Raw genomic sequence first — 12,613 nt, forward strand, 5'->3', positions numbered from 1 at the left:
AAAGAATTCGCTTGGGGTAGCCGGTTTTAGCAGGCCGGGTTAGCGCGAGGGCTAGCCCTTGCCTTTCTTGGTTTTCACCTTCAGCTTGCCGCCGTCGTCGGTTTTATCCTTGATTTTCTCGTCGGTGACGGGCATGGCCATCTGGGACGGCGCCGAATTAGGCATTTTCTGCATTTCGGCCGATGCCACGGGCTTGCCTTCCAGGTCGAGCTGCACCACGGGGTAGCCCAGGGCCTGTACCGAGGGCAGCTGCTTTTCGTCGCCTACCACCACGATGTACATTTTATCGGCCGGCAGGTATTTCTTGGCAATGGCCTGCACGTCTTCCTTTTTCAGGTTTTTCAGGATTTCGGTCTGCTGCGTCACGTAAGTGGGCTGCAGGTCGTACTCCACCAGACGGGCCAGGAAGCCAGCTTTCTGCTGGCCGGTTTCGTACTTGAGCGCGTCGCTCTGGCCCACAGACGATTGCACGAAGGCCAGCTCCTCATCCGAAATACCGTTCGGGTAGTTCGAGATTTCGCTCATGAATTCCTTCACCGAAGCCGCCGTGGCATCGGCGCGCACGCCGGCCGAGGCCGTGAACGGACCCGCGTAGCGCGTGCCCGCGAAGCCCGAGCGGGCGCCGTAGGTGTAGCCCTTGTTTTCGCGCAGGTTCAGGTTGATGCGCGAGTTGAAGGCGCCGCCGAGCAGGTAGTTGGCCAGGCCGGCTTTGTAGTACTGGCCGGTGGCGTCGTACTTCATGTCGGTGAGGTAGCCCACCCGGATTTCGGACTGCGCCGCGCCCGGCTTGTTCACGAAGTACACAGTGGTTTTGTCGGGCTGCACGCCGGCCATGTCGGTCGGAATGGTCACGTCCTTCTTCGCCCAGTTTTTCAGGAAGCCGAGCTGCCCGTCGAGGGTGGCTTGGTCCAGGTCGCCCACGGCCACGAGCGAGCTCACGTTGGGGGCGTAGTAGGTGTTGTAGAAGTTCTTCACATCGTCGAGCGTGAGGCTGCTCACCGAGGCCGTGGTGCCGGCTACTGAGGTGCCGGCAATGTTGCTGGTGCCATACAACAGGCGGTTGTAGGTCAGGTCGGCGATGACGGCGGGCTGGTTGGCGAAGTTGGCGATTTGCTCAATCTGCTGCTTTTTCACGCGGGCAAAATCGGCCGCGTCAAAGCGCGGGTGCAGCAGGCGCTGGTTGAGCAGAGCCATGGTGGCGGGCAGGTTCTTGGTCAGGCTCTGCACGTACACGGTGGTTTCGTTGTCGCCGGCGTTCACCGACACGCTCGAACCCAGCTTGTCCAGCTCGGCCGAGAACTGCTCGCCGGTGTACTTCTCCGAGCCCTCGTTCAGCATGCTGGCCGTGAGCTGGGCAATGCCGGCTTTGCCGGGCATGGTTTGCTCCAGGCGGTGGCCGCCGCGGATGGTGAGGCGCATGGTCACGGCCGGAATCTCGGCGTTCTTGGTGCCCACCACTTTCAGGCCGTTGGGCAGGGTTTCCTGATACAGCGCAGGCACTTTCACCACCGGGTTGGCACCGGCGGCGGGCTGCTTGCTGCGGTCGAAATTATCCGTCGGCTTCACGTATTTCAGGCCGGCGTAGCCGTAGTCGGGTGCTTTGTAGCCCGACTTGTCGATGGTATAGTTGTCAGGCTTGGCCGCGGCCACGCCGCCGGTTTTGGGCAATACGCTCAGAATCACCGCTTTTTTGCCCTTCACGTACTTATCGTACACGCGCTGCACGTCGGCCTTGGTGAGGGCGCGCAGCTCTTTCAGCTCAACGGTGAGGTAGTTGGGGTTGTTGAAGTAGGTTTGGTAGGCGGCGAGCTGGCTCACCTTGCCCTGCACGCTGGCCAGGCCGTTGATGGCCTGGGCTTCGGTCTGGGCCTTGAAGCGCTGCACGTCCTCGTCGGTCACGCCGCGTTTCTCAAACTCTTTCAGCGTGTTGCGGATGATGACCTCCGTGCTGTCGAGGGTTTTGCCGGGGAAGGGCAGGGCCACGAAATCGAGGAAACCGCCCAGCTCCGAGTTCTGCTGGTAGGCCTGGGCCTGCACGGTTTTCTGGGTTTTCACCAGGTTTTTGTAGAGCAGCGAGGTTTTGCCGCTGCCGATAATTTCGGCCAGGGCATCGATAGCAACGGCGTCGGGGTGGCCGTTGGGCACCGTCGGGAACACCATTTGCAGCATCGGGAAGCGCACGTTGTCGGTGTAGCTCACGTAGCGGTCCTGGGTGAGGACGGGCGCGGGCAACTTCTGCACCGGTACGGCCGGGCCGCGCTTGATGGAGCCGAAATATTTCTCGGCCAGCTTCACCACTTCGGCGGGCTTCACGTCGCCGCCCACGGTCAGGGTGGCGTTGTTGGGGCCGTACCAGCGCAGGAAGAAGTTCTTGAGGTCGTCCACGTTCGAGCGGTCGAGGTCCTCGAGGTAGCCGATGGTGAGCCAGGAGTAGGGGTGGCCGTAGGGATAGAGTGTCTTCGAGATGTACTCGCTGGCCAAGCCGTAGGGGCGGTTGTCGTAGTTCTGGCCCCGCTCGTTTTTCACGGTTGAGCGCTGGATTTCGAATTTCTTCTGGCTCACGGCGTCGAGCAGGAAGCCCATGCGGTCGGCTTCGAGCCACATGCCGGTTTCGAGCTGGTTGCTGGGCAGCGTTTCGAAGTAGTTGGTGCGGTCCTGGTTGGTCGAGCCATTCAGGGTGCCGCCGGCGGCCGTCACCAGCTTGAAGTGCTGCTGGTCGCCCACGTGGTCGGAGCCCTGGAACATCATGTGCTCAAAGAAGTGCGCGAAGCCCGACTTGCCAATCTGCTCGCGGGCCGAGCCCACGTGGTAGGTCACGTCGACGTGCACCAGCGGGTCGGAGTGGTCTTCGGCCACCACGAGCGTGAGGCCGTTGGCCAGCACGTACTTCTCGTAGGGAATGGAAACCTGGCCGGGCTGTTTGGTCACTTTCTCGATGAGCTTGGTGCCGCCGGGCGTGGTCATCAGGGCCGCGGTTTTTGCGGCGGGAGCTTTGGCAGCCGGCTTCTGCTGCGCGAAGCTGGCCGTCGTCATCAGGGCCAGGCCCAGGGTTGAGAGAAAACGAAGGTTCATTCTTGGAGGAAAAGGTGAAGAAGTTAGAATGGAGCGTAGTAATTCAGGCTGCAACTTACGGCTTCCAACGCAACTATTCACGGGAAAGCGCGGTGTGGTTGAGCTTGCGCAGCAAGGTCAAAAAGTATATCGGCGGGGTTGCGTCGGGATTACGCCCACGCGGGATAAAAATTGAAAAAGCCCTGGCATCTGTCACAGATGCCAGGGCTTGCCAACCAGCTTTGACCGAAACTTACTTCCGAATCAGCGCGCCGGCCTGCTTTTCAAACTGCTGAATGAGCTTCTGCATCACTTGGTCGATGGCCTGCTCGCTGAGCGTCTGGCCGTAATCCTGCAGCGTGAAGCTCACCGAGTACGACTTCTTGCCCGCACCCAGGTTCTCGCCGGCGTACACGTCGAACACGTTGATGCTTTGCAGCAGCTTTTTCTCCGTCTTCCGGGCAATCTGCTGGAGCTGGTCAAAGGTCACGGCCGTGTCTACCACGATGCTCAGGTCGCGGCGCACCTCCGGGAATTTGGGCAGCTCGCGGGCCGTGAGCGTGGGCTTGTATTTCTTGCTCAGCGCGTCCCAATCCAGCTCCGCGTACCACACCGGCTGCGTCACATCGAGCCGCTTCAGCACCGAGGCCGAAACCGCGCCCAACTGCGCCAGCGGCTGGTTGTGCACCAGCAGCGTGAGGCCACCTGCCAGGTACTCGTGCTGCACCGGCTGCGAAGCCGCCCCCGAGAAGCCCAGGGCCGCCAGCACCTGCTGCACCGCGCCCGCCAGGTCGTGGAAGGCGGCTTTTTCGGACTTGTGCTGCCAGGTTTCGCCGGCGGCGTTACCCGTCAGGTAAACCACCAGCTTGTTCTTTTCCTGGTACTTGCCGTTCTCGTTCTGCGCGTAGGTTTTGCCGAACTCGTAGAACTTGAGGTCGCGCTGGCGGCGGTTGATGTTGTGCCGGATAATCTCCAGGCCCGAGTGCAGCAGCGTGGGCCGCAGCACGTTCAAATCAACGCTGTTGTAGTTCAGGATGCGCACCAGCGAATCATTCGCCTCGCCTTCTTTCTCGAAGTACAGCGAGTTGGTGAGCGAGTTGGTCAGAATTTCCGAAAAGCCCTGGCCGCTGAGCAGCGAGGCAATTTTCACGCGCGTTACTTCCGGGTCGGGGTTCGGGAATTTGGCCAGGAAGGAAGCCGAGTTGTTGGGCCGCAGCGCCACGTTGTTGTAGCCATAGATGCGCAGGATTTCCTCAATCACGTCGGCCTCGCGGGTCACGTCCACTTTGTGGGGCGGCACGGTCAACGTCCAGGTATCCTGGTCGCCGGCGTCGGGGTTCTCTTCGCTGATTTCAATGTCCAAATCCGTCAGAATCTGGCGGATGCGCTCGGGCGCGATGTACTGCCCTACCAGCCGCTCCACGCGGGGCAGGCGCAGACGCACGGTGGCCGGCGGCACGGGTGCGGGGTACTCGTCCACCACCGGCGCGGCGATGGTGGCGCCGGCCACTTCCTGCAGCAGCAGCGCCGCCCGTTTCAGTGCCACGGGCACCATGTTGGGGTCGGTGCCGCGCTCGAAGCGGAAGGAGGCGTCGGTTTTCAGCTGGTGCGTCTGGGAGGAGCGGCGCACGGCGGCGGGGCCGAAGTAGGCGCTTTCCAGGAACACGCGGGTAGTGGCGTTGCTCACGCCCGAGGTCTGGCCGCCGAACACGCCAGCCAACGCCATCGGCGCGCCGTGGGCATCGGCAATCACCAAATCCTCGGCTTTGAGGCTGCGCTCCACGCCGTCCAGCGTCACGAATTTCTCGCCGGCCTCGGCCCGCTTCACGCGAATCTGGCCGTCGGTAATCTGGTCGGCATCGAAAGCGTGCAGGGGCTGGCCCAGCTCGTGCAGCACGAAGTTGGTCACGTCCACCACATTATTAATAGGCGAGAGGCCGATGCTGCGCAGGCGGCGCTGCAGCCACTCCGGCGAGGGGCCAACGTGCACGTTTTCCAGCAGCAAGCCGGCGTAGCGCGGAGCCGCTTCAATGTCCTCAATCGTGACTTTAATATTGTTCGCCGCCGACTCCGGCGCCGCGAAGCCGCTCACATCGGGCAGGTGGCAGGGCTGGCGCAGCAAGGCGCGCAGCTCGCGGGCCACGCCGTAGTGCGAGGCGGCATCGGCCCGGTTGGGCGTGAGGCCGATTTCGTATACCGTATCGGAGCCCAGGCCGAAGTAGTCGGCGGCGGGCGTGCCGTTGGGCAGGTCGGTGTCGAGCACCATGATGCCGGCGTGCGACTCACCCAGGCCGATTTCGTCCTCGGCGCAAATCATGCCTTCGGAGGCCGCGCCGCGGATTTTACTTTTCTTGATTTTGAACGGCTCGCCGGAGGCGGGGTGCAGCGTGGCGCCTTCGAGGGCCACCACCACGCGCTGGCCGGCGGCCACGTTGGGGGCGCCGCACACAATTTGGCGCGGGGTGCCATCGCCCACGTCCACGGTGGTCAGGCTGAGCTTGTCGGCGTCGGGGTGGCGCTCGCAGGTGAGCACGGTGCCCAGCACCACGCCGCGCAGCCCGCCGGGAATGCTTTCCAACTCCTCCAGGCTCTCCACTTCCAGGCCCGAGCCGGTGAGCAGGGCGCCAATCTCGGCGGCGGGTTTGTCGGTCGGAATGAGGGTTTTAAGCCAGTCGAGGGAAATACGCATGGGTCGTTGTCGGTTATTGGTGGTCCGTTGTCAGGAGGGCGGACGACGGGGCAAAGGTACGGCGGGGCAAAATGACTGAATTGGAGGGTGCTGGCATATATTTGCTTGAGGCCGGTTTGAACTGGTCGGCATATTCAAAACGTCATACTGAGCGCAGCCGAAGCATCTCTACCGCGCCGGTTGTCATCCTGAGCCGAAGGACCTTACCACTTCAAAATAAGTCGTCAGGTCGTAATAAGATGCTTCCTTCGTCAGCATGACAACCGGCGTGGTAGGGATGCTTCGACTGCGCTCAGTACGACGTTCTTCTAACCACCAAACGCCTTCCATACATGCCCTTCATCAACAAAGGCTTCCACGCCAAGCGGCCCACCGATGGCGCGCACAAGCTGCCGCCCGGCCAGTACGAAACCCCGGATTTTCCGGTACTCACGGCCGGCCCCACGCCGCGCATTCCGCTGGTGAACTGGGAATTTAGGCTCGAAGGCTTGGTGGAAAACCCCGTGAAATGGAGCTGGAACGAGTTCAGCGCCTTGCCCATGCAGTCATTCAACCCCGACATTCACTGCGTCACGAAGTGGTCGAAATTCGACACCAAGTGGCGCGGCGTCAGCCTCGATACCCTGCTCGAACACGTGCAACTCAAGCCCGAGGCAAAGTTCGTGATGGCCTTTTCCTACGGTGGCTACACCACCAACCTGCCGTTGGCCGACCTGCGCAACGGCCAAGCCTTCATCGGCCTGGAATACGACGGCAAGCCGCTGGCGCCCGAGCACGGCGGCCCGGCCCGGCTGGTGGTGCCGCACCTCTACTTCTGGAAAAGCGCCAAATGGATGCAGGGCCTGCGCTTCATGGCCGAAAACGAGCCCGGATTCTGGGAAGACAACGGCTACAGCATGCGCGGCGACCCGTGGAAGGAGGAGCGTTACCGCAGCGACGACCCCGACGCGCCCGACGAAGCCCACTTCCGCCTGTGAGCCGGCTGCTTGATTGGCAGCTGGCCACCGTAACCGCCATTCGGCCCGAAACGCCCCACGTGAAAACGTTCACGCTACGCCTGCCGCAATGGACTGCTCACCGCGCCGGCCAGCACTACGACCTGCGCCTCACCGCCCCCGACGGCTACCAGGCCGAGCGCAGCTACTCCGTGGCCTCGCCCCCGGAGCAAACTGGCGAAATCGAGCTGACCGTGGAGCTGATTGCCGAAGGCGAAGTCTCCGGCTACCTCTTCGACGGCGTGGCCGTGGGCGACCAGCTGGAAGTGCGCGGGCCTATCGGCGGCTATTTCGTGTGGCCCGCCGGCCCGCCCGATGCCCCGTTGCTGCTGGTAGCCGGCGGCTCGGGCGTGGTGCCGCTGATGGCCATGCTGCGCCACCGCCAGCGCACCGGCCTACGCAATCTTGCCGTGCTGCTGTTTAGCGTGCGCACACCGGAAGAAGTCATTTATCGGCAGGAATTAGAGGCCCTGGCCGCTGCTGACCCCAGCTTCACGCTGCTGCTCACCTACACCCGCCAGGCGCCGCCCGGCTGGGCCGGCTACCGCCGCCGCCTCGATGCGGCGATGCTGGCGGAGGCCGTGGCCCACCTGCCCGGCCCGCCGCAGTGCTACGTGTGCGGCCCCACGGGCCTGGTGGAAAGCGCGGCCACGCTGCTACAGGCGCAGGGCTTGCCGGATGCGGCTATTCGCACCGAGCGGTTCGGGCCGACGGGTGGGTAGCACGATATAGAGACGCATACTTGCGTCTCGTTGTTGAACGATGATGAGAGAACGAACCCACGCGGTTCGGACGATGAGACGCAAAATATTGCGCCTCTACTCGTGAAACGACTTTTCGCCGGCCGGGATGGCTACGCGCAGGCGGTTCTCGGCCGGCGGCACGGGGCAACTGTAGTCATTATTATAAGCGCAGTAGGGGTTGTAGGCGCGGTTGAAATCGAGGGTGAGGCCGGTAGAATCGGGCGCGGGCAGGGGCACGTCGAGGTAGCGGCCGCCGCCGTAGGTTTCGCGGCCGTTGGTGTTATCGGTGAAGGGCACGAAGAGGGTGGAATCGCGGCCGTCGGCTTTGCGGAAAAGCGTGAGGCGGGTGGCAATGTCCATTGTGCCCACGGCCAAATCGAGCGGCGGGAAAAAGGCGGCCTCGCCCCAGCGCAGGTACTTTTCGCTGCGGTTGTCGCTCATTTGGATGAGGACGGTATCAGCGTTGGCATTGCGCGTAAGGGTACAGTGAAAGGCGTAGGCCGCCTCGGGCCCGTAATATTTCAGGCTGTCGAAAGCCGCTTTCTGCTCCGTGGAAAGCGGCGAATCCGATGACTGCCGGAACGAGCGGTTTTTCTCGCTACGAAACTTTTGCAGCTGCGCAGCATAAACGTCGGCCTCGGAGCTCAAGCCGCTGATGCAGTAAATAATAATGCCGATAATGGCCGCCGCCAGCGCGAGTTTTTTAATCATATTCAGCTGAATTTTTGACAAGTAAGGCAACGCCCGGCCCCACACCTGCATCAATGGCCGGGCCGGCCACTTGGCGGGCCCTTACTTCGCCGCATGCGAAATTACTTGCTCCTGCTGGCCCTGGCCGCTTTTGCCCCCGCCCACGCCCAACAACCGGCCCCGCAACCTTACCACGAAGCCGTCCGCCGGGTGAATGATTTGGTGCATACCAAACTGAACGTGCGCTTCGACTACGCCAAGTGCTACCTCTACGGCGAGGCCGAACTGACGCTCAAGCCGCACGGCACGGCCACCGATTCGCTGCGGCTTGATGCCAAGGGCATGGACATCAAAGCCGTGGCGCTGGTGCAGGGCGGCAGCCGGACGCCGCTGAAGTACGACTACAACCGGCGCCAGCTGCTCATTCATCTGCCCCAGGCCGTGGGTGCCGGCCAGGCCTACACGGTTTACCTCGACTACATAGCCAAACCCGACGAGCTGGACGCCAAGGGCAGCGCGGCCATCGGACAGGCCAAGGGCCTGTACTTCATCAACCCCGACTCGGCCGTGGCCGGCAAGCCGGTGCAAATCTGGACGCAGGGCGAGTCGGAATCGAATTCGGCCTGGTTCCCGACCATCGACAAGCCCAACCAGAAAACCACCACCGAAATTAGCCTGACCGTGCCGGCCAAGTACGTCACGCTCAGCAACGGCCGCCTCGCCCGCCAGGCGCCCGCCGGCCCCGGCCTGCGCACCGATACCTGGCAACTCACCGAGCCCTGCGCGCCCTACCTGGTGATGCTGGCCGTGGGCGACTTCCGCATCACCAAAGACAGCTGGCGCGGCAAGGAGGTAAATTATTATCTCGAACCCCGGTATGCGGCCCAGGCCAAGCAGATTTTCGGGCAGACGCCCGCGATGCTGGAGTTTTTCTCGCAGCGCCTCGGCGTGGATTTTCCGTGGAATAAATACAGCCAGGTGGTGTGCCGCGACTACGTGGCCGGGGCCATGGAAAACGCTTCGGCCTCGCTCTTTGGCGAGCAGGCCCAGGGGACGGCCCGCGAGCTGCTCGACTGGGAATACGCCGGCGTGGAGCGCGAAATTGCCCACGAGCTGTTCCACCACTGGTTTGGCGACTACGTGACCTGCGAAAGCTGGAGCAACCTGACCGTGAACGAGTCGTTCGCCAACTTCAGCGAGGTGCTCTGGGCCGAGCACGCCCACGGCCCCGACGCCGGCCAGGAGCAGGCCGAGCGCAGCCGCCGCACCTACCTGCGCAACCCCGCCAACTACGCCCGCCCGCTGGTGTACTTCGGGTATGCCGACAAGGAGGATATGTTCGACAACGTGACCTACCAGAAGGGCGGCAGCATCCTCAACATGCTGCGCGCCTACCTGGGCGAGGACGTTTTCTTCCGGGGCCTGAAACGCTACCTCACCCAGAACGCCTTCGGCACCGGCGAAGCGCACCAGCTGCGCTTGGCGCTGGAAGAGACTTCGGGTCGGGATTTGAGCTGGTTTTTCAACCAGTGGTATTTCGGCGCGGGCCACCCCGTCGTTACCATCGATTACGCTTGGGACGCGGCCCGCAAAACGCAGTCTGTGACGGTGAAGCAAATCCAGGCGGGCCCGGTTTTCCAGCTGCCGTTTACCATCGACTACTACGGGGGCGGCCGAGCTATTCATCAGCCCGTGATGATGACTCAGGCCACGCAAACTTTCACCATGCCCCTCTCTGCCCGGCCCGACCTAGTGAACGTGGACGCCGAAAACGTGCTGCTATGGCAGAAAACCGACCACAAGTCGCTAACCGAATTTGCCTACCAGCAGCGCCACGCCGCTCACTACCTCGACCGCCGCGAAGCCCTGCGCGCCGCCGGCGACAAACCCGCCGACCCCATCGCGCAGCAAATCCTGCTCGCCGGGCTGGCCGATAAGTCGCCCGCCCTGCGCGATATGGCCATTGAACTGCTTGACCTCAAAAACGCGCCGCTCCGCAAAGCCGCCACTCCACTACTAGAGAAACTGGCCGCCACCGATGCCACCCCGCTGGTGCAAGCCCGGGCCCTCGCGGCGCTGGGCACGCTCAAAGAAAAGCGTTACGCCCCGCTCTTTACCAAAGCCCTCGGCAGCCCCTCGTACCGGGTGCAGGGCGCGGCCCTGGAAGCCCTGCTGCCGCTAAACCCCGCGCAGGCCCTGGCCCGCGCCACCGCCTTCGAGGCCGATAACAAAGGTGCCCTCACCAGCGCCCTCGTGACAGTGTACGGCACGGCCGGCAGCGCCGCGCAGTGGCCGCTGGTGCGCGCCAAATACGACGCCGCCGACCCCAACGGCCGCTTCCAGATGCTGGGCGGCCTGTTTGAAATGCTCGGCCGCCTCGACGACCCCACGGCCTTCACCGAAGGCATCACCCGCATCCGCGACCTGACCGTGGAGTTCAAGCCCTACGTGGATGCCGGCCGCATCATAGGCTTGCTGCGGCAGGTGCAGCAGCGGCAGGCGCAACGGCCGAATGCGGCGCTGGTGGCAGGCCTGGTGGAGCAGGCGGTGGGGGCCATTGAGGTGGCGAAGTAGTGGATTCGCTCATACATTTAAACGACCCTTTTCTTGAACGAGAAGCGCTGCGATAGGGTGCTTCGGTGCAGTTTTTGCGTCAAGGGGGGCAACTCATTCCTTCCGCGCATGAAAATTTCGCTACTTCTGGTCATGTTACTGGTAATCAGCCGTACTGGCTTTGCCCAATTCCCCTACGTCTTCACCGGCACACTCCCCGCCACCAGCCCCACGCTCAATCAGATGATGCGTACCACGGGCACCGTTTCTACCTGCGCCAGCCCCAAGCCGTTCCCGGGCCTGAATCCGCCCACGCAGAACGGCCGGTATTTCTACGCCACACACACGATTATCAACACGGTCGCCAGCCCAATGTGTTTTATTCTCGCCCTGAACCCGACCTGCACCGAAGTGCGGGCCGGCCTGCTGGTCAGCGCGTACACCGGCACCTTCGACCCCGCCAACCTAGCCACCAACTACCGGGCCGACAACAACATGTATGTTGGCACCCCAGCGACGCGCTCCTGCTCGGTCGAGGCCGCCGCCGGCGAAACGCTGGTGCTGGTGGTCTCCTCCATCGATGGAACAACCTGTAGCGGCTACACCCTCACCGTGACGGCTGCCACCGGACCACTGCCCACAATGACGGCCCGGCCCAGCGTAGCTCTGCACGCCGCCCCCAACCCGGCGACCGACTGGCTAACCCTGCACGGCACCCCTGGCCAGGGCTACCAGTTGCTCAATCGGCTGGGCCAGACGGTGCGTGCCGGCACAGTATCCGGGCAACCCCTAGACGTCAGCACATTACCCGTCGGCCTCTATTTGCTGCGCGACCCCGCCACCGGCCTCGCCAGTAGAGTGGTTAAATTATAGGCACCTTTCCTTGAAATGCTATGGTATACAGCATGCTATGGTATACAGCCCAGGCATTCTGCGAAGGCCTAGGAAATAGCTTTGCTGCCTTTGTTGAGTTCACGAAACTCGTCTGCTACTCGAACGTCTACGGAAAGCCGTTAGAAGACGAGTTTCTTAAACGCCAATGTATTGACATTGGCAGAGCCTATAATTCAATAGCTGCTGGCTGAATCGTGAGTTTCAGCCAGCAGCTATTGAATCACAAAATCCCCTCGTCCGCAAAGCTGTAGTACCCCTGCTCGGCGAAAATCAGGTGGTCGAGAATCGGCAAATCCAAAAAGCCGCCGGCTTCTTTCAGCTTCTTGGTGAGCTGGATGTCGGCACCACTGGGGTTGCGGTTGCCGCTGGGGTGGTTGTGCACCAGGATGATGCTGCTGGCCAGCTGCTCCAGGGCTTCCTTGAAAATCATTTTGGGGTCGGCCACGGTGCCGGCCACGCCGCCGCGGCTGATGGCGGTTTTGCGCATCACCACATTGGCCCGGTTCAGTAGGATGACCCAGAATTCTTCGTGCGGCAAATCGAGCAGGTGCGGGCGCATGAGGTTGTAGATGTCACGCGAGCAGGTGATGGTGGCGCGCATCGGTGCGTCGGCTTCCTTGCGGCGGCGGCCCAGTTCCAGCGCGGCCACCACCGTGATGGCCTTGGCCGGGCCGATGCCGGGGTGGCGGCAGAGCTGCTTCACGCTTTCGCGGGCCAGGGCGTTGAGGTCGTTGCCCACGCCCTGCAGCATGAGCTTGCCCACATCCACGGCCGTAAGCTTGGTGGTGCCCGAGCCGATGAGGATGGCCAGCAGCTCGGCATCGGAGAGGGCGGCGCGGCCCTTGCTTTCGAGCTTTTCGCGCGGCCGGTCGTCCTCGGCCCAGCTCTTGATGCCGGAGGTGGGGGTGGGGTAGGCGGGGGCTGGTTCGGACAGACGGTCAAGCGGTTCCATGCGACGCGGGAGTGGTAGAGGGTAAAAAGTCGATTAAATGTAAAGC

The 12,613-nt window shown here is 62.7% G+C and carries 8 protein-coding genes; 4 read left to right on the forward strand and 4 right to left on the reverse strand.

The genetic code is table 11. The features are described 5' to 3' along the window. Window positions 1-51: 51 nt before the first annotated feature. Both Q5H92_RS08580 and pheT read right to left on the reverse strand, forming a co-directional pair. Window positions 52-3,072 carry a M16 family metallopeptidase gene (locus Q5H92_RS08580; protein WP_369811131.1) on the reverse strand — a complete coding sequence of 1,007 codons (3,021 nt, stop codon included), beginning with the start codon at window positions 3,070-3,072 and terminating at the stop codon, window positions 52-54. Between the two features lie 232 nt (window positions 3,073-3,304). Further along, window positions 3,305-5,740 carry a phenylalanine--tRNA ligase subunit beta gene (gene pheT, locus Q5H92_RS08585; protein ID WP_305011101.1) on the reverse strand — a complete coding sequence of 812 codons (2,436 nt, stop codon included), beginning with the start codon at window positions 5,738-5,740 and terminating at the stop codon, window positions 3,305-3,307. Between the two features lie 332 nt (window positions 5,741-6,072). Here pheT and Q5H92_RS08590 point away from each other — a divergent pair, with 332 nt between their 5' ends. Together Q5H92_RS08590 and Q5H92_RS08595 are read left to right on the forward strand one after the other, a co-directional pair. Then, window positions 6,073-6,717 (forward strand): sulfite oxidase-like oxidoreductase, encoded by a 645-nt coding sequence (locus tag Q5H92_RS08590; protein WP_305011102.1) that lies wholly within the window; start codon window positions 6,073-6,075, stop codon window positions 6,715-6,717. Next, window positions 6,714-7,457 carry a ferredoxin reductase gene (locus tag Q5H92_RS08595; protein WP_305011103.1) on the forward strand — a complete coding sequence of 248 codons (744 nt, stop codon included), beginning with the start codon at window positions 6,714-6,716 and terminating at the stop codon, window positions 7,455-7,457. The genes Q5H92_RS08590 and Q5H92_RS08595 overlap by 4 nt, the downstream gene beginning before the upstream one ends. A 96-nt stretch (window positions 7,458-7,553) precedes the next feature. On the opposite strand, the gene Q5H92_RS08600 is transcribed toward Q5H92_RS08595, so the two are convergent. After that, window positions 7,554-8,189: a DUF1684 domain-containing protein gene (locus Q5H92_RS08600; protein WP_305011104.1), complete on the reverse strand. Its 636-nt coding sequence runs from the start codon at window positions 8,187-8,189 to the stop codon at window positions 7,554-7,556. A 93-nt stretch (window positions 8,190-8,282) separates the two neighbouring features. On the opposite strand from Q5H92_RS08600, the gene Q5H92_RS08605 reads away from it, so the two are divergent. Next, entirely contained in the window at window positions 8,283-10,742 is a 2,460-nt protein-coding gene (locus Q5H92_RS08605; RefSeq protein ID WP_305011105.1) for a M1 family aminopeptidase, read from the forward strand. A 132-nt stretch (window positions 10,743-10,874) separates the two neighbouring features. Next, complete coding sequence (locus Q5H92_RS08610; protein ID WP_305011106.1) at window positions 10,875-11,594, forward strand: T9SS type A sorting domain-containing protein; 720 nt, start codon at window positions 10,875-10,877, stop codon at window positions 11,592-11,594. Between the two features lie 241 nt (window positions 11,595-11,835). Here Q5H92_RS08610 and radC read toward each other — a convergent pair whose 3' ends face one another. Beyond that, window positions 11,836-12,567: a RadC family protein gene (radC, locus tag Q5H92_RS08615; protein WP_305011107.1), complete on the reverse strand. Its 732-nt coding sequence runs from the start codon at window positions 12,565-12,567 to the stop codon at window positions 11,836-11,838. Window positions 12,568-12,613 lie beyond the last annotated feature (46 nt).

This window comes from Hymenobacter mellowenesis, assembly GCF_030581005.1.
Classification (GTDB): domain Bacteria; phylum Bacteroidota; class Bacteroidia; order Cytophagales; family Hymenobacteraceae; genus Hymenobacter; species Hymenobacter mellowenesis.

Excerpts from the sequence above, each read along its gene's own strand:
- pheT (WP_305011101.1), bottom strand. The coding sequence starts at position 5,740 with ATGCGTATTTCCCTCGACTGGCTTAAAACCCTCATTCCGACCGACAAA.
- Q5H92_RS08610 (WP_305011106.1), top strand. The coding sequence starts at position 10,875 with ATGTTACTGGTAATCAGCCGTACTGGCTTTGCCCAATTCCCCTACGTC.
- radC (WP_305011107.1), bottom strand. The coding sequence starts at position 12,567 with ATGGAACCGCTTGACCGTCTGTCCGAACCAGCCCCCGCCTACCCCACC.
- Q5H92_RS08605 (WP_305011105.1), top strand. The coding sequence starts at position 8,283 with ATGCGAAATTACTTGCTCCTGCTGGCCCTGGCCGCTTTTGCCCCCGCC.
- Q5H92_RS08590 (WP_305011102.1), top strand. The coding sequence starts at position 6,073 with ATGCCCTTCATCAACAAAGGCTTCCACGCCAAGCGGCCCACCGATGGC.
- Q5H92_RS08600 (WP_305011104.1), bottom strand. The coding sequence starts at position 8,189 with ATGATTAAAAAACTCGCGCTGGCGGCGGCCATTATCGGCATTATTATT.
- Q5H92_RS08580 (WP_369811131.1), bottom strand. The coding sequence starts at position 3,072 with ATGAACCTTCGTTTTCTCTCAACCCTGGGCCTGGCCCTGATGACGACG.